Here is a 21,536-nt window from a genome sequence, read left to right as displayed (position 1 = left end):
TCCGGGCAGACGCCTCGTGGGAAGCCCTGGGGGCGCCGCCGAACGGGGAGATTTCGGACGTCATGGAGACACCTCGCTCGGGCCGGGTCACATCCGTCGGAGGACCGCCTGCTTGGCCAGGGCGAACTCGTCGTCCGTCAGCACGCCCGCGCGGTGCAGCTCCCCCAGTTCGCGCAGGCGCCGCAGCAGGGCGTCGTGGTCGTCCTCGGCGGGGGCGGCCGGGGCGGAGGGCACCTCGGGCCGCACGTCCCGTCCGTCGGGCGCGGGCCGGGCCGGGTGCGGAAGCCTGGCCTGGACCGCCGCCGCGACCAGCGCCATCAGTGGGTCCTTCTTGAAGCCCCACAGCTCCACGGCGTTCGGGTCGTACTTGGGCGGGGTCCTGGTGGGCGCGTTGCGCACGGAGAAGCGCAGATGGCCGTTCTCCAGCCCGGCCGCGGGCTGCCACTCCACGCCGGTGACGTCGGCGAGTGCGAGCGTACGGGCCCCGGCGGCGGCCTTGGCGTCCTCCGTCTTCCAGTTCCACTCCAGGCGTATGCGCTCGCCGTCGAAGCTCGCGGTGCCGTCCCCGGCGGACGCCGACAGGGGCACGGCGGGACCGGGCAGCAGGAACTCGGTCACGGGGCCGGTCGGCACCCGGTCCAGCAGCAGCGCGTTGCGCACCTCGTCGGTGAGGTACTCCGCGACGCCGTAGCGGTCCGGCTCGACGGTGAGCTGGTACGGGTCGTGGGGCTCGGTGAGCCGCCCGCCGGTCGCGTGCAACAGGGGGTCGGCCCCGACGCGCAGGCGCAGCCGCAAACGGCCGGCCTTCTTTCCCTGCTCGAACGAGACGCCCGCCAACGCGTCCAGCGGGACCGTCAGTTCACCCAGCTCCCTGCGCAGCACACTGACGTTCTTGTCCCGCCCGGGGGTCAGCCGCAGGGCGCCGCCGTCGAAGATCCACGTGCCGTCCCTCTGGATGATTTCCGCCATGGGGTGGATTGTTCCACCCGTCTCACGAGAGAGTGGTCCAGACCTCTTGGAGCTCAACGGCTCACGGAAGGGACGGTTTTGTGAGAGACGGTCTCGTAGGACAGCACCACAGAACGCTTCGCCTTCTCGGTTCCCTGCTGCTCGTCGCAATGGGCGTCTGCGCCACCGGCGCCACCCCGGCCCGTGCGGCGGCTCCCACCCCGCTGGACCGGGTCGTCCCGGCACCCTCGTCCGTCACGCCCGGCGGCGCCCCGTACCGGATCACGCGCGGTACGCACATCCGCGTCGACGGCTCGCGCGAGGCGCGGCAGGTCGCGCAGTACCTCGCGGACCTCCTGCGGCCCTCCACCGGCTACCGCCTGCCGGTCACCACACACGGCGAGGGCGGCATCCGACTGGCCCTCACCCGCGGCGACTTCGGCGCCGAGGGCTACCGGCTGAGCAGCTCGCCCCGGTCGGTCACCCTCAGCGCCAGGACCCCCGCGGGCCTCTTCCACGGCGTGCAGACCCTGCGCCAGCTCCTGCCCGCGGCCGTCGAGAAGGACACGGTCCAGCCCGGTCCGTGGACGGTCGCCGGCGGCACCGTCACCGACACCCCCCGCTACGCCTGGCGCGGGGCCATGCTCGACGTCTCCCGGCACTTCTTCACCGTGGAGCAGGTCAAGCGCTACATCGACCAGCTCGCCCTGTACAAGTTCAACAAGCTGCACCTGCACCTCAGCGACGACCAGGGCTGGCGCCTCGCCATCGACTCCTGGCCGCGCCTCGCCACGTACGGCGGCTCCACGGAGGTCGGCGGCGGCCCCGGCGGCCACTACACCAAGGCCGACTACCAGGAGATCGTCCGGTACGCCGCCTCCCGCCACCTGGAGGTCGTCCCCGAGATCGACATGCCCGGCCACACCAACGCCGCCCTCGCCTCCTACGCCGAGCTGAACTGCGACGGCGTTGCCCCGCCGCTGTACACCGGCACCGCGGTCGGCTTCAGCTCGCTGTGCGTCGGCAAGGACGTCACGTACGACTTCGTGGACGACGTGATCCGCGAGCTGGCCGCGCTCACCCCCGGCCGGTACCTGCACATCGGCGGCGACGAGGCGCACTCCACCAGCCACGAGGACTACGTGCGGTTCATGGACCGGGTGCAGCCGATCGTGGCGAAGTACGGCAAGACCGTGGTCGGCTGGCACCAGCTGACCGGGGCGACCCCGGCCAAGGGCGCCCTCGCGCAGTACTGGGGTCTGGACCGTACGTCGGCGGAGGAGAAGGCGCGGGTCGTGAAGGCCGCGCAGAACGGTACGGGGCTGATCCTGTCCCCGGCCGACCGGCTCTACCTGGACATGAAGTACACCAAGGACACGCCCCTGGGGCTGTCCTGGGCGGGGTACGTCGAGGTGCAGCGCTCCTACGACTGGGACCCCGGGGCCTACCTGCCGGGCGTGCCGGAAGGCGCGGTGAAGGGGGTCGAGGCGCCGATGTGGTCGGAGACGCTGGAGGAGTCCGAGCACATCGAGTTCATGGCGTTCCCGCGCCTGCCCGGCGTCGCCGAGCTGGGGTGGTCGCCGGCGGCCTCCCACGACTGGGAGCGGTACAAGGTGCGGCTCGCCGCGCAGGCGGAGCGGTGGGACGCGCTGGGCATCCAGTGGTACCGGTCGCCGCAGGTGCCGTGGAGTGCGCAGTGACGCGTCCGCGGGCCGGTGAGGGCCGAGCGCGCAGCTTCCCGCGCCCCTGACGGGAGCGATGACGGGCACCCCGGAGGACCGTACTCCGGGGTGCCCGTCCGTTCGGGGTCAGAAGCCGGCGATCGGGTTCTTCAGGGTGCCGATCAGCTGGAGGGCTCCCGACGGGTCGGCGAGGTCGACCATCTGCCGGTTGTTGCGCAGCTGGAGGCGGTTGAGGCAGGAGAGGGCGAACTCGGGGGCGAACATGTCGTACCGGCGGAACTTGTCGGCGAGTTCCGGCACCGACTCCTGGTAGGCCCGGGTGACCTCGGCGACCGTGCGCCAGAAGTCGTCCTCCTCCAGGACGCCCTCGGTGGCGAGGTTCGCCGCGAGGAACCGGAAGAAGCAGTCGAAGACGTCCGTGAAGATCGACAGCAGCTTCGTGTCCTCGGGGACGTCCACCCGCAGCCGCTCGACCGCCGGCGGCAGCACCGCGTCCACGTCCATGACCGCGATCTCCTCGGCGATGTCCTTGTAGATCGCCCGCTGCACCACCCCGTCCTTCAGCACCAGGATCACGTTCTCGCCGTGCGGCATGTACACCAGGTCGTAGGCGTAGAAGCTGTGCAGCAGCGGGGTGAAGTAGGCCTGGAGGTAACGGCGCAGCCACTCCGTCGGGGTGAGGCCCGACTGCTCGATCAGCGCGCCCGCGATCGACGCGCCCTGGTCGTCGACGTGCACCAGGGACGCCATCGTGGCCAGCGACTCGCCCTCCTCCAGCGACGGCACGGGGCTCTCGCGCCACAGCGCGGCGAGCATCTTGCGGTAGGGCGAGTACCGGTCGGTCGCCTGCTCGTACTCCAGGTGCCGGTAGCCGACGGCGGCCCGCTCCCGGATGATCGACAGGCCGGTGGACCGCAGCACCGGGTCGCCCTCGATGAGCTGGGCCAGCCAGTCGTTGATGGCCGGGGTGGCCTCCATGTAGGCCGCCGACAGGCCGCGCATGAAGCCCATGTTGACGACGGACAGGGCCGTCTTGACGTAGTGCTTCTCGGGGCTGGACCGGTTGAAGAAGGTCCGGATGGACTGCTGGGCGAGGTACTCGTCGTCGCCCTCGCCCAGGCACACCAGGTGCCGTCGCGCGATCTCGGCGGCGAAGGTGACGGAGAGCTTGTTCCACCACTGCCAGGGGTGGACCGGGATGAACAGGTAGTCGGCCGGGTCGAGGTCCTGCTCGCGCAGCACGGCGTGGAAGCGCTCGACGGTCTCGCCGCCCAGCTCCTCGCGCAGGAACGACTCGTACTCGACGCCGGCGCCGGCGGTGAACGCGGCCCGCGAGCGGTGCGCGGCCAGCCAGACCAGCCGGACCGGGCTCGCCGTCTCCGGCGCGTACGACAGGTACTCGTGGATGCCGAACCCGAGCCGCCCGTTGTTGGCCACGAAGCAGGGGTGGCCCTCGGTCATCGAGGTCTCGATGGTCTGGAAGCCGGCGCGCGCCAGCTCCGCCGCCGGCACGGCCGGCTTGGTGAGCTTGTAGCAGGTGCCGGAGAGGGTGGAGGAGATCTCCTCCAGGTAGACCGGCAGGATCTCGTCGCTCAGGCCCAGCGACTTCTGCATCTCGATGAAGAAGTCCAGCGCGGACAGCGGGACGTCGGCGCCGTCCCGGTGCCGGGTGATCGACTCGGCGTCCACCTGCCAGTGGTCGAGGGCGCGGATCACCGCGGTGAAGGTGTACCGGGTCTGTCCGTCGTCGCTGCGGACGGCGTACCGGCCCTCGCCGTCGGCCTCCGGGGTGAGGAGGCGCTCGTGCGTGAACTCGGCGAGCGCCTTGCGGATCAGCAGGCGGTTGGCCCGCGCCCAGCGGTGGGGGGACAGGTGCGCCACGGCGTCGGACAGGGTCATACGGCTACTCCTCGGGCGGCCAGGAACTGTTCACGCGTGCAGAAGCTCAGCAGCGCGCGCTTCTCCGGCTTGTCGATCTCGCGCTCGGCCACGAAACCGACGGCCTCGTTGAGCGCGTGTACTGCCTTGTTGCCGACGTCGGGCTCCACCACGACCCGCCGGGTGCGCGGGTCGGCGAACAGCTCCTCCATCACGGTCGTGATGACGGCCCTGGTGAAACCGTGGATCGGCCGGTCGGTCGGCGCGACCAGGAAGTGCATGCCGACGTCGCCGGGCTGCGGCTCGTACAGCCCGGTCAGCTCCACGTACCGGGGGTCGTACTTCTCCATGAGGAACGCGGGCCTGCCCTCGTGCAGGCCGAGGAAGGCGTCGTGGTGCTCGTGCGCCGCGATGCGCATGTACTCGCGCTCGACATCGTGGAGCTTCGCGTCCTGCATCATCCAGTAGGCCGCCTTGGGGTGGGTGACCCAGCCGTGCAGTGTCCCGGCGTCCTTCAGGGGGTCCAGGGGGCGGATGGTGAGCCGGCCGATGCCGGTGCTGCTGCTCATACGGCGAACTCCTGGAACGCGATCGTCTTCTCCACCGGGTAGTACTCCGAGCCGAGCAGCTCGCGGATGATGTACGCGTTCCGGTACGGGCCCATGCCCAGGTCGGGGCTGGTGATGCTGTGCGTGTGGACACCGGCGTTCTGCAGGAACACGCCCCGGCCGGTGATGTCGACGGCGTAGTTGCGCGCCACGTCGAAGTTGCCCTGCGAGTCGTAGACGAGGCGGTCCTTCACCGGCGCCAGGAACTCCGGCTCGGCGTACCTGTAGCCGGTGGCGAGGACCAGGCCGTCGGAGACCAGCTCGAAGTCCTTGCCCTGCTCCTCCTGGCGGAAGCCGAGGGTGTAGGTGCCGTTCTCGTACCGGGCGCTGTTCAGGGAGGAGTTGGTCAGCAGCCGGGTGGGGACGGGGCCGGCGAGGTTCTTCTGGTAGAGCAGGTCGAAGATCTCGTTGATCAGGTCGCCGTCGATGCCCTTGAACAGGCCCTTCTGCTCGGCCGTCAGGCGGTAGCGGGTCGCCTCGGGCAGCTCGCGGAAGTAGTCGACGTACTCCGGGGACGTCATCTCCAGCGTGAGCTTGGTGTACTCCAGCGGGAAGAAACGCGGGGAGCGGGTGACCCAGTTGAGCCGGTAGCCGTGGACGTCGATCTCGCTGAGCAGGTCCTGGTAGATCTCGGCGGCCGACTGGCCCGAGCCGACCAGGGTGATGGACTCCTTCTTCTGCAGCTCCGCCTTGTGCTGCAGGTAGCGGGAGTTGTGGAGGAAGTCGCCGCCCAGGTCCCGGCACGCCTCGGGGATGTGGGGCGGGGTGCCGGTGCCGAGCACGAGGTGCCGGGCGCGGTAGGTGTCGCCGCCGGCGGTGTGGACGACGTACAGCTCGTCCTCGTACGTCACCTCGGTGACGGTGGTGCCGAAGCGGATGCTGCTCAGCTTGCCAGCGGCCCAGCGGCAGTAGTCGTCGTACTCGACGCGCAGCGGGTAGAAGTTCTCCCGGATGTAGAACGAGTACAGCCGGCCCTTCTCCTTCAGGTAGTTGAGGAAGGAGTACGGGGACGTGGGGTCGGCGAGGGTGACCAGGTCCGACATGAACGGGGTCTGGAGGTGGGCGCCGTCCAGGAACATGCCGGCGTGCCACTCGAAGTCGGGCTTGGACTCCAGGAAGACGCCGTCGAGTTCCTCGATGGGCTCGGTGAGGCAGGCCAGGCCGAGGTTGAAGGGGCCGAGCCCGATCCCCACGAAGTCGTGGGTGCTGGTTCGGTTGTCAGGACGCGCGGTCAAGGGACTCTCCCAGGTACTGCTCGGCGTGGCCGGCGATCAGGTCGAGGACGGCGGCGATGTCGGACACCGTCGTCTCGGGGTTCAGCAGGGTGAACTTCAGGTAGTGGCGGCTGCCGACCTTGGTGCCCGCGACGACGGCGTCCCCGGAGGCGAACAGGGCCTTGCGGGCGTAGAGGTTGGCGCGGTCGATCTCGGCCGGGTCGGTCACGGCCGCCGGGATGTAGCGGAAGACCAGGGTGGACAGGCTCGGTTCGACGACGACGTCGAAGCGCGGGTCCGCGGCGAGCAGCCGCCAGCCCTCCCGGGCCAGTTCGCACACCTCGTCGAAGAGCTGCCCGATGCCGTCGGCGCCCATGGTGCGCAGGGTCATCCACAGCTTCAGGGCGTCGAAGCGCCGCGTGGTCTGCAGGGACTTGTCCACCTGGTTGGGGATACGTTCCTGCACCATGCGGCGCGGGTTGAGGTACTCGGCGTGGTAGGTGGCGTGCCGGAGGGTGGCGGCGTCCCGCACCAGGACGGCGGACGAACTCACCGGCTGGAAGAAGGACTTGTGGTAGTCGACGGTGACGGAGTCGGCGCGCTCGATGCCGGTCAGGCGGTCCCGGTGCTTGAGGGAGGCGAGCAGACCGCAGCCGTAGGCGGCGTCGACGTGCATCCAGGTGCCGAACTGCTCGCACAGCTCGGCGATCTCGGGCAGCGGGTCGATGGAGCCGAAGTCGGTGGTGCCCGCGGTGGCGACGACGGCCATGGGCACCAGGCCGGCCTCCACGCAGCGCTCCAGCTCACGGGCGAGGGCGACGGTCCGCATGCGCTTGTCGTGGTCGACGGGCAGGGACACCACGGCGTCCGGTCCGAGGCCGAGGAGCTTCGCGGACTTCTTCACGCTGAAGTGGCTGACCTCGGAGGCGAAGATGCGCAGTTTCGCGAACGTGTCGGTCTTGGCCTCCTCCCGGGCGAGCAGCAGCGCCTGGAGGTTGGACTGGGTGCCGCCGGAGGTGAACACGCCGTCGGCGTTCTCGCCGAGGCCGATGCGGGCGTTCGTCCAGTCGACGAGCTTGCGCTCGATGAGGGTGCCGCCGGCCGACTGGTCCCAGGTGTCGAGGGAGGAGTTGACGGCGGACAGGACGGCCTCGCCGAGCACGGCCGGGATGACGACCGGGCAGTTGAGGTGCGCCAGGTAGCGGGGGTGGTGGAAGTAGACCGCGTCCCGGAGGTAGACCTCCTCCAGTTCGTCGAGCACCGCGGCCGTGTCGTGCAGCGGCTGGTCGAGGTCGATCCCGTCGATGCGGGGAGCGAGGTCGTCGACGGTCACACCGGTGAACGGCCGGTCGGTGGCGGCGAGTTTGGCGGCCACCCGCTCGACTCCGTCGGTCACGGAGCGGCGGTACTGCTCCGCCGTGGTGTCGTTGAGCAGGTGCGAGCGCATGTGCGGGTCCTCCGGTGGGGACAGTCCGGGGCGGAACGGTGACGGGCTGAACCGCGGGTTCAACTTAGGTTAGCCTAACCTAAGTTGATGCGGGAGGGGTGGGGGTGGCCCGTGACCGTGATCACGCGGACCCAGGGCCGCCCGGCGCCGCGGCCTCAGCCCTCGGCGCGCAGCTGCTCCTCGCTGACGCCCCGGCGCCAGTAGCCGACGAACGTGACCCGGCGGCGGTCGACGCCGCGCTCCGTCACGAAGTGCCGGCGCAGTTCCTTCACGCACCCCGACTCGCCGGCCAGCCAGACGTAGGGCCGCCGGGCGGGGCCGAACTCCGCCGCCCGGACGGCGTCCAGGGCGGTGGGTGCCCCTTCGTCCCGCACGAGCCAGGTGATCTCGGCGTCCGCGGCGGTCGTCAGGTCCTGGACGTCCCCGGCGTGGGGCACCTCCAGCCAGACCCGGGCGCGGGTGCCCGCCGGCAGCGACTCGACGACGGCCGAGGCGGCCGGTGCGGCGGTCTCGTCGCCCCAGACGACCACGAGGTCGCTGTCCACGGGCGGCCGGAAGCGGATCGCCCGGTTGTCGGCGACGGCCGGCCCCAGCAGCAGCACCCGGTCGCCCGCGGCGGCCCGGGCGGCCCATCGGGCGGCGGGACCGGCCTCGCCGTGGGCGCCCGGCCCGACGCCGTGCAGGACGAAGTCGACGTCGATCTCGTCCGGGTCCCGGCGCAGCGCGCGCAGGGTGTACGACCGCATCACGGCCCGTACGTCGTCCGGCAGTTCGCGCCAGCCCTGCCACCAGCCGTCCCCCAGCTCCAGCGGCACGACCGGCTCGCTCTGGCCCGGGTGCGGCAGGAACAGGGAGAGCGACTGGTCGCGGCCCTCGGAGTGGAAGGCGTGCAGATCGGGCCCCGCGAAGGTGACCCGGGCCAGGGACGGGCCGAGCCGCCTCGTCCGTACGACCCGGAGGGAGAAGAACCGGAACGGGGCGGCCACGGCGGTGGTCATGAGGACTCCTGATGTGTCACCGGGCGGTGGGGTGGCGCCCTGTCAGGGGCGCGGGGAACCGCGCGACGAGGCGGACACGGCAGGCCGCCGTTCGCGCGCAGTTCCCTCGGGGGGAGGCGTTCAGCCGACCTTCTTGGCCGTCTCGATCGCCTTGGCGAGGTTCTCCACCAGCGGCACGCACTTGTCGTAGGACAGGATCGGCTCGGCCGAACGCGGGATGACCTGACCGGCCTTGACCGCGGGCAGCTTCTTCCAGGTCGCCTTGGTGATGTCGGCCGGCTGGATGGCCGAGCTGCGGTCGTCCATCATGATGATGTCGGCCTGGTACTTGTCGACGTTCTCCCAGCTGAGGCTCTCGAACCAGCCGCCGCCCTGGGTCTTGGCCTTCTCCGGCGGCTCGATGAAGTTCACGCCGAGCGCCTTGAAGTACTCCAGGTCGATGGAGAGGTTGGTGCCGGAGACGTAGAACAGCTCCTGGCTCGCGGAGCCGGCCATCACCTTGATGTCGGGGTGGGCCTTGGCGGCCTTGCGCAGCCGCTCGGAGGCCGCCTCGAAGCGCTTCTTGGCGTCCGTGGCCTTGGCGGCCTTCATGTCGCCGCCCAGGGACCCGGCCAGCTCCCACATCCGCTGCAGCGGGGCGGTGATCTGACGGTCGTAGACGGAGACGCCGACGCTCGGGGCGAGCTTGGCGATCTTGTCCTTGGAGGTCTCCGGGACGTACCAGAGGGTGCCGGCGTCGTCGAACATGGTGGAGATCAGCACGTCCGGTGCGAGGGCCGCGTACTTCTCGACGTTGAACTGGTCCCAGGTGTTGCCGAGGATCGTCAGCTTGCTGACGTCCATGTCGCCGGCCTGGACATCGGCCTTGCCGTCCTCGGTCTTCGTCGGGCCGAAGACGCCCTTCACCTCGACGCCGTAGTCGTACAGGGCGGCGGCGACGCCGGTGAACGCGACGATGTTCGCGGGGACCTTGTCGAGCTTCACGGTCGTGCCGCGGTCGTCCTTGAACGACCAGGAGCCGGACGTGCCGGCGCCCTTCGCGTCGGAGCCGCCGTCCTTGGAGTCCTCACTGCCACACGCGGTCACGAGGGCGCCGAGCCCGAGGGCACCACCGGCGGCGAGCAGGCCGCGACGGGAGAGACGGGCGGTTCTGGCGTTCGACATGACGGGGTCTGCTTTCGTGCGTACGGAGCCACTGCGGGTACGGCCGACAGCCGCTTGGCTGAGATCAGGCTTAGGTTAGCCTAACCTCGGTATCTGTCCAGGGGGGCCCTGGGGTCAGTGCCCGAGGACGGGGCGCCGCATGCGAACGGGCGCAGTGACCCGGATCACCGCGCCCGCCGTCCGGCCGTCTCGGCCGGGTGCTCCGGTCTCAGCCGACCAGCCCCAACTCCCGGGCGATCAGCATGCGCTGCACCTCGCTCGTGCCCTCGCCGATCTCGAGGATCTTGGAGTCGCGCCACATACGGGCGACCGGGTACTCGTTCATGAAGCCGTAGCCGCCGTGGATCTGGGTGGCCTCGCGGGCGTTGTCCACCGCGACCGTCGACGAGTGGAGCTTGGCCAGGGCCGCCTCCTTCTTGAAGGACGCGCCGGTCACCAGACGGACCGCCGCGTCGCGCCAGGACAGGCGGGCCGTGTGGGCCTTCATCTCCATGTCCGCGATCTTGAACTGGATGGCCTGGTTCGACCCGATCGGCTTGCCGAACGCGTGGCGTTCCTTGGCGTACTTGACCGACTCGTCGACACAGCCCTGCGCCAGACCCGTCGCCAGCGCCGCGATGGCGACGCGGCCCTCGTCGAGGATCCGCAGGAACTGGGCGTAACCGCGGCCCTCCTCGCCCAAAAGGTTCGCCGCCGGGACGCGGACGTCCGCGAAGGACAGCTCGCGGGTGTCCGAGGCGTTCCAGCCGACCTTGGAGTACGGGGCCGCGACCGTGAAGCCGGGCGTGCCCGAGGGGACGATGATCGAGGAGATCCGCGGCCGGCCGTCGGGCTTGCGGCCGGTGACCGCCGTGACCGTCACCAGGCCCGTGATGTCCGTGCCGGAGTTGGTGATGAAGCACTTCGTGCCGTTGATGACCCACTCGTTCGTCGACTCGTCGAGACGGGCCGTCGTCCGGGTCGCGCCCGCGTCACTGCCGCCGTCCGGCTCGGTCAGGCCGAACGCGCCCAGGATCTCGCCCGCGCACAGGCGGGGGAGCCACTCCTGCTTCTGGGCCTCGGTGCCGTACAGATGGATCGGCATCGCGCCGAGCGAGACTCCCGCCTCCAGGGTGATGGCGATCGAGGAGTCGACCCGGGCCAGCTCCTCCAGGGCCACGCCGAGCGCCAGGTAGTCACCGCCCATGCCGCCGTACTCCTCCGGGAACGGCAGGCCGAACAGGCCCATGCGGCCCATCTCCCGCACGATCTCGTACGGGAACTCGTGCCGCTCGTAGAAGTCGCCGATCTTCGGCGCCACCACCTCGTGGGCGAACTCCTCGACCGTGCGGCGGAGTTCCTCCAGCTCGGGGGAGAGACGGTAGTCCATGGTGATCACTGCTCCTCGGTGCCCTCGTGGGACAGAGCTCGTACGGTGCGGGAGGGGCTGGGTCGGCCCAGTCGGGCGGCCATCCACGTGCTCGTGGCGACGAGGCGGCCGAGGTCGATTCCGGTGTCGATGCCGAGGCCCCTCAGCATCCACACGAGGTCTTCGGTGGCGAGGTTGCCCGTCGCCGACTTCGCGTACGGGCAGCCGCCCAGGCCGCCCGCCGAGGCGTCGACCGTCGTGACGCCCTGCTGGAGCGCCGCGAGGGTGTTGGCGAGGGCCTGGCCGTAGGTGTCGTGGAAGTGCACGCCGAGCGCGGACGGCGGCACCCCGCCCTCGTCCAGGGCGGCGAGGAGCGCGACGACGTGACCGGGGGTCGCGACGCCGATGGTGTCGCCCAGGCTCAGCTCGTCGCAGCCCATGTCCAGCAGGGCGCGGCAGACCTTGACCACCTGCGGGACGGGGACCGCGCCCTCCCACGGGTCGCCGAAGCACATGGAGAGGTAGCCGCGGACATGCACGCCCTCGGACTTCGCCCGGCTCACCACCGGCTCGAACATGGCCAGGGCCTCGTCCACCGTGCGGTTGAGGTTGGCCTTGGCGAAGGACTCCGTGGCGCTGGCGAAGACGGCGACCCGCCGGGCGCCCAGGGACAGCGCGCGGTCCAGGCCGCGTTCGTTCGGCACCAGGACGGGGAGCTCCACCGGGAGGTCCCCGACCATCGGGAACAGCGCCTCGGCGTCCGCCAGTTGGGGGACCCACTTGGGGTGGACGAAGCTCGTCGCCTCGATCGTCGTCAGGCCGGCGCCGGCCAGGCGGCGGATGAACTCCGCCTTCACCTCCGTCGGGACCGTGCCCTTCTCGTTCTGCAGGCCGTCGCGCGCGCCCACCTCGTGGATGCGGACCCGGCTGGGCAGGTCCCGGGCCGGCACGGCCATCGGGAGTCCCGGTGCTGTCATTCCGCCGCCTCCTCGTGCGGTGCGATGACCGCCAGGACCTGGTCCATGGCGACCGTGGTGCCCGGCGAGACGTCCAGTTCGGCGACCGTGCCGGCGTGCGGGGCGGAGATGACGTGCTCCATCTTCATCGCCTCCACCACCAGCAGGCTCTGACCGGCGCTCACCTCGTCGCCGACGGCCACCTTCACCACCGTCACCGTGCCGGGCATCGGCGCGGTCAGCGAGTCGGCGCCCCCGTGGGCCGCCCGGGTGAGGGACGCGGCCACCGGGTCGTGGTCACGGACGTGCCAGGCGTCGCCGTCCCGGCCGAGCCAGTCCGCGGCGCGGTGGAAGGTGTGCCGGACGCCGTCCAGGGTCACCGCGACCCGGTCGTCGGTGACCGCGGCCGTGCCGCGCGGGGAGTACTCCAGCGGCTCCTGCACCCTCAGGTGGAAGACCGGCGGCTTCGGCTCACCGCCCAGGCGCCAGCCGCTGGGGACCGAGAAGGGGTCCGTCCAGCCGCCCGGCTCGGGCTTCAGAGCCTCCAGGCGCACCGCGGCGGCCGCCTCGTAGACCTCCTCCGGCACGTCCGTGGGGACCAGGCCCTCCACCTCGCGCTCGACCAGGCCGGTGTCCATGTCGCCGGAGACCACCGCGGGGTGGGCCAGCAGGCGGCGCAGGAAGCCGGCGTTGGTCTGCACGCCGAGCGTGACCGTCTCGGCCAGGGCCGCGCGGAGCTTGCGCAGGGCCGTCGCCCGGTCGGGGCCGTACGCGATGACCTTGGAGAGCATGGGGTCGTAGAGGCTGCCGACCTCCGTGCCCTCGGTGAGGCCCGAGTCGGTGCGCACCCCGTGGCCCTGGGGTTCGCGCAGCCGGAGCACCGTGCCGCCGGAGGGGAGGAAGCCGCGGGCCGGGTCCTCGGCGCAGATGCGGGCCTCCACCGCGTGGCCCGTGAGCCGTACGTCCTCCTGGGTGAAGCCGAGCGGCTCACCGGCCGCCACGCGCAGCTGCCACTCCACCAGGTCCAGGCCCGTGACCAGCTCGGTGACCGGGTGCTCGACCTGGAGGCGGGTGTTCATCTCCATGAAGTAGTACGACGACGGGTCGGTGCCCGGGACGATGAACTCCACCGTGCCCGCGCCCCGGTAGCCGCAGGAGCGGGCCGCCTGGACCGCCGCCTCGCCCATCGCGGCACGCGTCTCCTCGTCGAGCAGGACGCTCGGCGCCTCCTCGATGATCTTCTGGTGGCGGCGCTGCAGGGAGCACTCGCGCTCGCCCAGATGGACCACGTTGCCGTGGCCGTCCGCGAGGACCTGGATCTCGATGTGGCGGGGCCGGTCGATCCACCGCTCCACCAGGAGCGTGTCGTCGCCGAAGGAGGCGCGGGCCTCGCGGCGGGCCGACGCGATCTCGTCCTCCAGCCGGCTCAGGTCCCGCACCAGGCGCATGCCCTTGCCGCCGCCGCCCGCGCTGGGCTTCAGCAGCACCGGCGCGCCCAGCGCGCGGGCCGCCTCGGCCAGCTCCGGGTCACGTCCGCCGGGCACCACCGGTACACCGGCCTCCTGGACCGTCTCCTTGGCGCGGATCTTGTCGCCCATCAGCGCGATCGCGTCCGCCGGGGGACCGATGAAGACCAGACCCGCCTCGGCGCAGGCGCGCGCGAAGGCCGCGTTCTCGGCGAGGAAGCCGTAGCCGGGGTGGACGGCCTGGGCGCCCGTGCGGGCCGCGGCCTCCAGCAGGCGCTCCACCGACAGGTAGCTCTCGGAGGCGGGAGCGGGGCCGATCCGGACCGCCGTGTCCGCCTCGCGGACGTGCCGGGCGTCGGCGTCCGCGTCGGAGAAGACCGCCACCGAGCGCACGCCCATCGACCGCAGCGTCCGGATGACGCGTACGGCGATCTCGCCACGGTTGGCCACCAGTACTGTCTCGAACATCGTCGTCCGTCCCCTCACATCCGGAAGACGCCGAACTGGGGGTCACCCAGGGGCGCGTTGGCGCAGGCGGTCAGGGCCAGGCCCAGGACCTGACGGGTGTCCATCGGGTCGATGACACCGTCGTCCCACAGGCGGGCCGTCGCGTAGTAGGCGCTGCCCTGGCGCTCGTACTGGGCGCGGATGGGGGCCTTGAAGGCGTCCTCGTCCTCGGCCGGCCAGGACTCGCCGCGGGCCTCCAACTGGTCGCGCTTGACCGTGGCGAGGACCGAGGCGGCCTGCTCGCCGCCCATGACCGAGATCTTGGCGTTCGGCCACATCCACAGGAAGCGGGGGGAGTACGCCCGGCCGCACATCGAGTAGTTGCCCGCGCCGTACGAGCCGCCGACCACGACCGTGAGCTTCGGTACGCGGGTGCAGGCCACGGCCGTGACCATCTTGGCGCCGTGCTTGGCGATGCCGCCCGCCTCGTAGTCCTTGCCGACCATGAAGCCCGAGATGTTCTGCAGGAACACCAGCGGGATGCCGCGCTGGTCGCACAGCTCGATGAAGTGGGCGCCCTTCTGGGCGGACTCGGCGAACAGGATGCCGTTGTTGGCGACGATGCCGACCGGATGGCCGTGGATCCGGGCGAATCCGGTGACCAGGGTCTGACCGAACTCGGACTTGAACTCGGCGAACCGCGACCCGTCGACGACCCGGGCGATGATCTCGCGCACGTCGTACGGGGTGCGGGAGTCGACCGGGACCGCGCCGTACAGGCCGTGCGGGTCGACCTTGGGCTCGACGGGCTCGGTGACCTCCCAGGGGAGGGGGCCGCGGGCCGGCAGCGTGGAGACGATCGTGCGGACGATGCGCAGGGCGTGCGCGTCGTTCTCCGCGAGGTGGTCCGTGACGCCCGAGACGCGGGAGTGCACCTCGCCGCCGCCGAGCTCCTCCGCGGTGACGACCTCGCCGGTGGCGGCCTTCACCAGGGGCGGCCCGCCGAGGAAGATCGTGCCCTGGTTGCGGACGATCACGGCCTCGTCGCTCATCGCCGGGACGTACGCCCCGCCGGCCGTGCACGAGCCGAGGACGGCGGCGATCTGGGGGATGCCGGCGCCGGACATGCGGGCCTGGTTGTAGAAGATGCGGCCGAAGTGGTCGCGGTCCGGGAAGACCTCGTCCTGCATGGGCAGGAAGGCGCCGCCGGAGTCCACCAGGTAGACGCAGGGGAGGCGGTTGTCCAGGGCGACCTCCTGGGCGCGGAGGTGCTTCTTCACCGTCATCGGGTAGTACGTGCCGCCCTTGACCGTGGCGTCGTTGGCGACGATCACGGTCTCGCGGCCGCTGACCCGGCCGATGCCGGCGATGACGCCGGCGGCCGGGGCCTGGTCCTCGTACAGCCCGTCGGCCGCGAGCGGGGCCAGCTCCAGGAACGGTGATCCGGGGTCGAGGAGGGTGTCCACCCGGTCGCGGGGGAGCAGCTTGCCGCGCGCCGTGTGGCGGGCGCGGGCCTTCTCGCCGCCGCCCTGTGCGGCTCTGGCGAGCTTGGCGCGCAGCTCCTCCACGAGGGTGCTGTGCGCCTCCTCGTTGGCCCGAAAGGCCTCCGACGCGGGGTCTGCCGCGCTCGTGAGCTCCGGTGCCTCGTGCATCCTGCGGGTCCCCTCACGTGTTAATGAGCGTTAACGCATTTCCTTCAGGTTAACGAGCGCTAACCTCGCTGTCTAGAATCGATTTCATGGCCACCAGAACCGACGCCCCCACCCGCCGTGAACAGATCCTCAAGGAGGCCGCGCGGCTGTTCGCCGAGCGGGGCTTCCACGGGGTCGGGGTCGACGAGATAGGCGCCGCGGTCGGGATCAGCGGACCCGGGCTGTACCGGCACTTCCCGGGCAAGGACGCGATGCTCGCGGAGCTGCTGGTCGGGATCAGCGGGCAGTTGCTGACCGGGGCGAAGCGGAGGGTGGCGGAGGCGGACGGGGCTGGGGCGGAAGGGCTGCTGGACTCGCTGATCGAGGGGCACATCGACTTCGCGCTCGACGACCGGCCTCTGATCACCCTGCACGACCGGGAGCTGGATCGCCTCCGGGACAGCGACCGGAAGATGGTGCGGCAGCTGCAGCGGCAGTACGTGGAGCTGTGGGTGGGGGTCGTGCGGGAGGTCTACCCGGGGCTGGGTGAGCCTGCGGCGCGGTCCGCTGTGCACTCGGTGTTCGGGTTGCTGAACTCGACGCCGCATCTGGGGAGGGGTGGGGTGTTGCCCGGGCGGGGGGCGACGGCGGAGTTGCTGCATCGGATGGCCCGGGGGGCGTTCGCGGCGGCGGAGTCTTAGGGGCCTTCGCCCACCCACTTGCCCGGAGCTGTGGGCCAGGAGGCCCGGCCGCTTCGGGGCTCCGCCCCCGGCGGTTCACCCACCCGCCCGCCCGGAGCTGTGGGCCAGGAGGCCCGGCCGCTTCGGGGCTCCGCCCCGGACCCCGGCGGGGGCTGCGCCCCCTGGCCCCCGGCGTTCGCCCACCCACCCGCCCGTAACTGTGGGCCGGGAGGCCCGGCCGCTTCGGGGCTCCGCCCCGGACCCCGCGGGGGCTGCGCCCCCTGCACCCCGGCCTTTGCCCACCCACCCGCCCGGAGCTGTGGGCCAGGAGGCCCGGCCGCTTCGGGGCTCCGCCCCGGACCCCGGCCGGGACCGCACCCCCCGCACCTGCCCCCCGGCGCCCGCACCCCACCGCAACTCCACCCCCACCCAACCCCCACCCCCAGCGTGACGAGCGTTACCCCCGTCCCACCCTGGACGCCCCTCGATACTCGTCGGTATCTTGGGCTGAGCAAGCGCTTAGACATAGTCGTGGAGGTGGCGGCGTGCGCCGTACGGTGTTCAACGAGGATCACGAGGCGTTCCGGGAGACCCTTCGCGCCTTCATCGAGGCCGAGGTCGTGCCCGTCTACGACGAGTGGTTCGCGGCGGGCCAGGCGCCCCGCGACTTCTACTACAAGCTCGGTGAGCTGGGCATCTTCGGCATCAACGTGCCGGAGGAGTTCGGCGGCGCCGGTCTCGACTCGCACAAGTTCGAGGCCGTGCTGTACGAGGAGACCGCCCGCGCCGGCGTCCAGTTCGGCGGCTCCGGCGTGCACGTGCTGCTCGCCCTGCCCTACCTCAAGATGCTGGCGACGGACGAGCAGAAGAAGCGGTTCCTGCCGAAGTTCGTCACCGGCGAGGAGATGTGGGCCATCGCGATGACGGAGCCGGGCACCGGTTCCGACCTCGCGGGCATGAAGTCCACGGCCAAGCTCAGCGAGGACGGCACGCACTACGTCCTCAACGGCGCCAAGACCTTCATCACCGGCGGCGTGCACGCCGACCGCGTGATCGTGTGCGCCCGCACCTCCGCGCCCACCGCCGAGGACCGCCGCCACGGCATCTCCCTGTTCGCGGTGGACACCAAGTCCGAGGGCTACTCCGTCGGCCGCAAGCTCGACAAGCTCGGCCTGAAGACCTCCGACACCGCCGAGCTGGCGTTCGTCGACGTCAAGGTGCCCGTCGAGGACCTCCTCGGCGAGGAGAACAAGGGCTTCTACTACCTCGGTCACAACCTGGCCTCCGAGCGCTGGGGCATCGCCTTCGGCGCCTACGCCCAGGCCAAGGCCGCGGTCCGGTTCGCCAAGCAGTACGTGCAGGAGCGCACCGTCTTCGGCAAGCCCGTCGCGCACTTCCAGAACACCAAGTTCGAGCTGGCCGCCTGCCAGGCCGAGGTGGACGCCGCCGAGGCCGTCGCCGACCGCGCGACCGAGGCGCTGGACGCCGGCGAGCTCACCCCCGCCGAGGCCGCCTCCGCGAAGCTGTTCTGCACCGAGGTCGCCCACCGCGTCATCGACCGCTGCCTCCAGCTGCACGGCGGCTACGGCTACATGAACGAGTATCCGATTGCCCGCCTGTACGCGGACAACCGCGTCAACCGCATCTACGGCGGCACCAGCGAGATCATGAAGACGATCATCGCCAAGGACATGGGCCTGTAGGGCCCCGGCACCGGCGCACGATCACTGGCCGGTACAACTACCTCATGAGCCAGGCACTCCAGGACCTCCTCGATCTGCTCGACCTCGAGCAGATCGAGGAGGACATCTTCCGCGGCCGTTCCCGGTCCGCCGTCGTCCCGCGGGTCTTCGGCGGGCAGGTCGCGGCCCAGGCGCTCGTCGCCGCCGGGCGGACCGTCCCGGCCGACCGGCCCGCGCACTCGCTGCACGCGTACTTCCTGCGGCCGGGCGATCCCGGCGCGCCCATCGTCTACACCGTGGACCGGATCCGGGACGGGCGTTCCTTCACCACGCGCCGTGTCGTCGCCGTCCAGCACGGCAAGCCGATCTTCCACCTGTCGGCGTCGTTCCAGGTGGCGGAGGACGGGCTGGACCACCAGGAGCCGATGCCCGCCTCGCCCGACCCCGCCACGCTGCCGACCGGTGAGGAGCGGCTGCGCGGTTACGCCCACCTCGATCCCGAGGTGGTCGAGCGGTTCGTCGAGGCCCGGGCCGCCGTCGACCTGCGGTACGTCGACGAGCCGCCGTACGGGAGGTTCGGCGAGCCGCGGGAGCCGCACTCGCAGGTGTGGTTCCGCACCAATGGCAAGCTCGACAGCGGGATCGACGACCCCCTGCTGCACGTCGTCCTCGCCACGTACGTCTCCGACATGACGCTGCTGGACTCCGTGCTGCTCGCGCACGGGCGCGGCGGCTGGGCCGTCGGGGACGTCGTCGGGGCCTCGCTGGACCACGCGATGTGGTTCCACCGGCCGTTCCGCGCCGACGAGTGGCTGCTGTACGACCAGGAGTCCCCGTCCGCGCACGGCGGCCGGGGACTGGGCCAGGCGCGCATCTACACGCAGGACGGCCGGCTGGCCATCACGGTCATCCAGGAGGGCGTCGTCCGCGTCCCCCGCGCCCGGGGCTGACCGGGCAGGGCCCGGGTCAGCCCTGGCTCAGCCCCGCCTCCGAGAGGAGGTACGCCGTCATCGGGTCGTAGTGGCGGGGGCTGATCACGTGGTCGTCCAGGGGCACCGTCACCTGCACGGTGCCCTCGGCCTCCGCCAGGAACAGGGCCGGGTCGTTGCAGTCGGCGTAGCCGACGGAGTCCACGCCGTGTTGTCCGGCGTAGCCCGCCCAGCCGTGGTCGGCGACGACCAGGTCGGGCAGCGGGCGGCCCTGGCGCTCCAGGGCCGTCAGGATCGCCTTCATCGGTTCGCCCGAGTGGGTGTGCCACAGCGTCGCGCCGTGTTCCAGGACCGCCACGTCCGCGAACTGCATGACGTAGCCCTCCTCGGTGGTCAGCCCGTCGGGGATGACGACGATCTCGCAGCCGGCCGTGCGCAGGGCCGCCGCGGTCGCGCGGTGGACGTCGAGCAGGCCGCCGGGGTGGCCGGTGGCGAACAGGACGCGCTGGCCGCCGTCGGCCGCCTTGCGCAGCCGTGCGGCGAGCCGCTCCAGGCCCGAGACCGTCAACTCGGGGTCGATCGTGTCCTGGCCGTACCGGTGCCCGGGGTCGTCGTTGACGCCGACGCGCTCCGCCATCACCGCGAGGACGTCCTGCTCGTCGGTCCAGCGGTCGCCGAGTTCCAGGCCGAGCCAGTAGTGGCGGTCGCCGTTCGCCAGCTTGCGGTAGTGGGAGAGGTTGTTCTCGCGCGGGGTGGCGACGTCGCCCGCGATGCGCGTCCGTACGAGGTGGTCGACGAGTTCGGCGCGGCTGGGGGTCCCGGTTATCGGCATGGGTCCCATTGTGGAGCAGGCCCAGGTGGACGTCCCTGGCGTATCGCGCGCTGGGACGTGCGTCACGTACTCAGGGCGGGACCGGTCCCGGGTGGGCGCGGGTACTCACAGGCGCCGCAGCGCGAACCACAGTTCCATGCGGACGTCCGGGTCGTCGAGGTCGCTCCCCAGCAGGCTCGCGCAGCGGGCGACGCGCTGGCGGACGGTGTTGCGGTGCACGGACAGGGCCACGGCCGTACGGTCCCAACTGCCGTGCAGGGAGAGCCAGGTGCGCAGGGTCTCGGTGAGCGCGGGGTGGGCCGTGACCGGGGCGAGGAGCGCGCGGGCGTGGGCCGCCGCCTCGCCCGGCGGGACCAGGTCGGCCAGGGCGGGGCGCGGCGCGTGCCGGAGCAGCGGGGCGCGGGTGGCGCGGGCCCGGGCCAGGGCGCGGGCCGCCTGCGTGTCGGCGGCGGCGAGGTCGGCCGGGTCGACGGCGGCGCTGACGCCGAGGGTCCAGCCGGGCAGCGGGGCCGGGGCGTGGCCGGCCGGCACCAGGACGCGTACGGCGTCGCCCGCCGGGTCGACCAGGGCGGAGCCGAGCGCGGCGCCCAGGGCGGAGGCGGCGACGGGGTCCGCGGGGCCGTCCCCGTCCGGCCGCGCGTGCACGACGACCCAGTCCCCGTCGCCCAGCAGCGGGGCGACCTCCCCGGGCGGCGCGCCCAGCAGCAGCCGCACGAGTGCGGCGGAGCGGGCGGCGCCGGTGCCGCCGTGCTGCTCGCCGGTGAGGAGGGACAGCAGGACGGCGGCGACGGAGGCGATGGTGTGGTCGCCGGGGTCGCGGGCGGGGGCGGCCACTCCGAGCACGAAGCCGTGCCCGGCGCCGAGCGCGTACGCGGCGAGGTGGAGTCCGGCGGTGGTGTCGGCGGCGGAGGTGGGCCCGGGGCGCTCGGCCGGGTCACCCGCCGGTCGTACCACGCCCGCCAGCGCCGCCAGGGCCTCGCACACCTCGGCCGCGGGCTCCCGGCCGGCCGCCGCGAGCCGCGCGCCGTCCGGTCCGTAGAGCACCGCCCATCCCGCAAGCCGCCGGGCGAGCTGGCGCAGGACCGAGGGGACCGGGTCGGGGCGGGAGGCCGCGGAGGCGAGGCGCTGCTGGGCGTCGGCGACGCGGCGCAGTTCCGCGAGGCGCGCCCGGGCCATCAGCTGCCAGACCGCGCGGGCGACACCCGAGAAGGTGGTGCGCGGCGGCACCTCGAGCAGGGGCAGGCGGTGCCGTGCGCAGGCCCGGGCCAGGGCGTCCGGCACGGTGTCGTGCACCGGGGCCACGCCGAAGCCCAGCGCCGCGCCGCCCGCGGCCACGATCCGGGACACGTAGTCGTCGAAGTAGTCCGCCGCGGCGTCCTGCGGGATGTGCACACCGGCCGAGAGCAGCAGTTCCCCGCCGAGCAGGTACGGGAACGGGTCGGCCATCTCCGAGGTGTGCACCCAGTGGACGACCCGGTCCGGGTCGTCCGGACCGGCGACCTGGCGCAGGCCCAGGTCCTCGCGGGCCAGCAGCGCGGACAGCCGTACCGGCGGGGTGGGCGGGACGGCCGGTTCCGGCATGGTGTGCGTTCCCTCCATACCGAGCGGTTCGGATGGATGAAACGT

17 protein-coding genes are annotated in these 21,536 nt (G+C 71.9%); 4 read left to right on the top strand and 13 right to left on the bottom strand.

The genetic code is table 11. The features are described 5' to 3' along the window. Positions 1-87: 87 nt before the first annotated feature. Complete coding sequence (locus ACZ4M5_RS07045) at positions 88-969, bottom strand: DUF4429 domain-containing protein (protein ID WP_467733875.1); 882 nt, start codon at positions 967-969, stop codon at positions 88-90. Positions 970-1,118: 149 nt separating this feature from the next. Here ACZ4M5_RS07045 and ACZ4M5_RS07040 point away from each other — a divergent pair, with 149 nt between their 5' ends. Further along, positions 1,119-2,648 carry a beta-N-acetylhexosaminidase gene (locus ACZ4M5_RS07040; protein ID WP_467733873.1) on the top strand — a complete coding sequence of 510 codons (1,530 nt, stop codon included), beginning with the start codon at positions 1,119-1,121 and terminating at the stop codon, positions 2,646-2,648. A gap of 108 nt (positions 2,649-2,756) precedes the next feature. Here the strand turns inward: ACZ4M5_RS07040 and ACZ4M5_RS07035 are convergent, their stop codons facing one another. The 10 genes from ACZ4M5_RS07035 to ACZ4M5_RS06990 all read right to left on the bottom strand — a co-directional run bounded on the left by ACZ4M5_RS07035 (position 2,757) and on the right by ACZ4M5_RS06990 (position 15,808). Beyond that, on the bottom strand, positions 2,757-4,529 hold the full coding sequence (locus ACZ4M5_RS07035) for an IucA/IucC family protein (RefSeq protein WP_467733871.1): 1,773 nt from the start codon (positions 4,527-4,529) through the stop codon (positions 2,757-2,759). Continuing rightward, positions 4,526-5,077: a GNAT family N-acetyltransferase gene (locus ACZ4M5_RS07030; protein WP_467733869.1), complete on the bottom strand. Its 552-nt coding sequence runs from the start codon at positions 5,075-5,077 to the stop codon at positions 4,526-4,528. The genes ACZ4M5_RS07035 and ACZ4M5_RS07030 overlap by 4 nt, the downstream gene beginning before the upstream one ends. Further along, positions 5,074-6,351 carry a lysine N(6)-hydroxylase/L-ornithine N(5)-oxygenase family protein gene (locus ACZ4M5_RS07025; RefSeq protein WP_467733867.1) on the bottom strand — a complete coding sequence of 426 codons (1,278 nt, stop codon included), beginning with the start codon at positions 6,349-6,351 and terminating at the stop codon, positions 5,074-5,076. The genes ACZ4M5_RS07030 and ACZ4M5_RS07025 overlap by 4 nt, the downstream gene beginning before the upstream one ends. Beyond that, positions 6,335-7,777: a lysine decarboxylase DesA gene (gene desA / locus ACZ4M5_RS07020; RefSeq protein ID WP_467733865.1), complete on the bottom strand. Its 1,443-nt coding sequence runs from the start codon at positions 7,775-7,777 to the stop codon at positions 6,335-6,337. The genes ACZ4M5_RS07025 and desA overlap by 17 nt, the downstream gene beginning before the upstream one ends. A gap of 155 nt (positions 7,778-7,932) precedes the next feature. Beyond that, positions 7,933-8,775 carry a siderophore-interacting protein gene (locus ACZ4M5_RS07015; RefSeq protein ID WP_467733863.1) on the bottom strand — a complete coding sequence of 281 codons (843 nt, stop codon included), beginning with the start codon at positions 8,773-8,775 and terminating at the stop codon, positions 7,933-7,935. 120 nt (positions 8,776-8,895) lie between these two features. After that, the gene (locus ACZ4M5_RS07010; protein WP_467733861.1) at positions 8,896-9,939 is read right to left on the bottom strand and encodes an ABC transporter substrate-binding protein; all 1,044 of its coding nucleotides are present in this window, start codon (positions 9,937-9,939) and stop codon (positions 8,896-8,898) included. 208 nt (positions 9,940-10,147) lie between these two features. Continuing rightward, a complete protein-coding gene (locus tag ACZ4M5_RS07005) occupies positions 10,148-11,308 on the bottom strand; it encodes an acyl-CoA dehydrogenase family protein (RefSeq protein WP_467733859.1) in 1,161 nt (386 codons plus the stop codon). A 5-nt stretch (positions 11,309-11,313) separates the two neighbouring features. Continuing rightward, on the bottom strand, positions 11,314-12,264 hold the full coding sequence (locus ACZ4M5_RS07000; protein WP_467733857.1) for a hydroxymethylglutaryl-CoA lyase: 951 nt from the start codon (positions 12,262-12,264) through the stop codon (positions 11,314-11,316). Next, positions 12,261-14,177, bottom strand: a complete 1,917-nt coding sequence (locus ACZ4M5_RS06995) for an acetyl/propionyl/methylcrotonyl-CoA carboxylase subunit alpha (RefSeq protein ID WP_467733855.1) — start codon at positions 14,175-14,177, stop codon at positions 12,261-12,263. Before ACZ4M5_RS06995 ends, ACZ4M5_RS07000 begins: the two co-directional genes overlap by 4 nt. A 14-nt stretch (positions 14,178-14,191) precedes the next feature. After that, positions 14,192-15,808, bottom strand: a complete 1,617-nt coding sequence (locus ACZ4M5_RS06990) for a carboxyl transferase domain-containing protein (RefSeq protein WP_467733853.1) — start codon at positions 15,806-15,808, stop codon at positions 14,192-14,194. An 86-nt stretch (positions 15,809-15,894) separates the two neighbouring features. Between ACZ4M5_RS06990 and ACZ4M5_RS06985 the strand changes: the two genes are divergently transcribed. The 3 genes from ACZ4M5_RS06985 (at position 15,895) to ACZ4M5_RS06975 (ending at position 19,099) form a co-directional block, all read left to right on the top strand. After that, positions 15,895-16,488, top strand: coding sequence for an SACE_7040 family transcriptional regulator (locus ACZ4M5_RS06985; RefSeq protein ID WP_398110138.1), 594 nt, complete (start codon positions 15,895-15,897; stop codon positions 16,486-16,488). Between the two features lie 524 nt (positions 16,489-17,012). Continuing rightward, on the top strand, positions 17,013-18,170 hold the full coding sequence (locus ACZ4M5_RS06980; RefSeq protein WP_467733852.1) for an acyl-CoA dehydrogenase family protein: 1,158 nt from the start codon (positions 17,013-17,015) through the stop codon (positions 18,168-18,170). Positions 18,171-18,214: 44 nt separating this feature from the next. After that, entirely contained in the window at positions 18,215-19,099 is an 885-nt protein-coding gene (locus ACZ4M5_RS06975) for an acyl-CoA thioesterase (protein ID WP_467733851.1), read from the top strand. Positions 19,100-19,115: 16 nt separating this feature from the next. Here the strand turns inward: ACZ4M5_RS06975 and ACZ4M5_RS06970 are convergent, their stop codons facing one another. Next, entirely contained in the window at positions 19,116-19,910 is a 795-nt protein-coding gene (locus ACZ4M5_RS06970; protein ID WP_467733849.1) for a phosphatase, read from the bottom strand. A 105-nt stretch (positions 19,911-20,015) separates the two neighbouring features. Continuing rightward, on the bottom strand, positions 20,016-21,491 hold the full coding sequence (locus tag ACZ4M5_RS06965) for a PucR family transcriptional regulator (RefSeq protein ID WP_467733847.1): 1,476 nt from the start codon (positions 21,489-21,491) through the stop codon (positions 20,016-20,018). Positions 21,492-21,536 lie beyond the last annotated feature (45 nt).

The sequence above is a fragment of the Streptomyces sp. NPDC026246 genome (assembly GCF_055567995.1).
Note: the sequence above shows the minus strand (reverse complement) of the source record. Positions and strands in the feature narration are given on the sequence as shown.

Bases quoted from the DNA above. Each gene is read 5' to 3' on its own strand.
- ACZ4M5_RS07010 (WP_467733861.1), bottom strand. From the start codon at position 9,939: ATGTCGAACGCCAGAACCGCCCGTCTCTCCCGTCGCGGCCTGCTCGCC.
- ACZ4M5_RS06995 (WP_467733855.1), bottom strand. From the start codon at position 14,177: ATGTTCGAGACAGTACTGGTGGCCAACCGTGGCGAGATCGCCGTACGC.
- ACZ4M5_RS07030 (WP_467733869.1), bottom strand. From the start codon at position 5,077: ATGAGCAGCAGCACCGGCATCGGCCGGCTCACCATCCGCCCCCTGGAC.
- ACZ4M5_RS07045 (WP_467733875.1), bottom strand. From the start codon at position 969: ATGGCGGAAATCATCCAGAGGGACGGCACGTGGATCTTCGACGGCGGC.
- ACZ4M5_RS07015 (WP_467733863.1), bottom strand. From the start codon at position 8,775: ATGACCACCGCCGTGGCCGCCCCGTTCCGGTTCTTCTCCCTCCGGGTC.
- ACZ4M5_RS07040 (WP_467733873.1), top strand. From the start codon at position 1,119: ATGGGCGTCTGCGCCACCGGCGCCACCCCGGCCCGTGCGGCGGCTCCC.
- ACZ4M5_RS06970 (WP_467733849.1), bottom strand. From the start codon at position 19,910: ATGCCGATAACCGGGACCCCCAGCCGCGCCGAACTCGTCGACCACCTC.
- ACZ4M5_RS07035 (WP_467733871.1), bottom strand. From the start codon at position 4,529: ATGACCCTGTCCGACGCCGTGGCGCACCTGTCCCCCCACCGCTGGGCG.
- ACZ4M5_RS06975 (WP_467733851.1), top strand. From the start codon at position 18,215: ATGAGCCAGGCACTCCAGGACCTCCTCGATCTGCTCGACCTCGAGCAG.
- ACZ4M5_RS06985 (WP_398110138.1), top strand. From the start codon at position 15,895: ATGGCCACCAGAACCGACGCCCCCACCCGCCGTGAACAGATCCTCAAG.
- ACZ4M5_RS06990 (WP_467733853.1), bottom strand. From the start codon at position 15,808: ATGCACGAGGCACCGGAGCTCACGAGCGCGGCAGACCCCGCGTCGGAG.
- ACZ4M5_RS07000 (WP_467733857.1), bottom strand. From the start codon at position 12,264: ATGACAGCACCGGGACTCCCGATGGCCGTGCCGGCCCGGGACCTGCCC.
- ACZ4M5_RS07005 (WP_467733859.1), bottom strand. From the start codon at position 11,308: ATGGACTACCGTCTCTCCCCCGAGCTGGAGGAACTCCGCCGCACGGTC.
- desA (WP_467733865.1), bottom strand. From the start codon at position 7,777: ATGCGCTCGCACCTGCTCAACGACACCACGGCGGAGCAGTACCGCCGC.
- ACZ4M5_RS06965 (WP_467733847.1), bottom strand. From the start codon at position 21,491: ATGCCGGAACCGGCCGTCCCGCCCACCCCGCCGGTACGGCTGTCCGCG.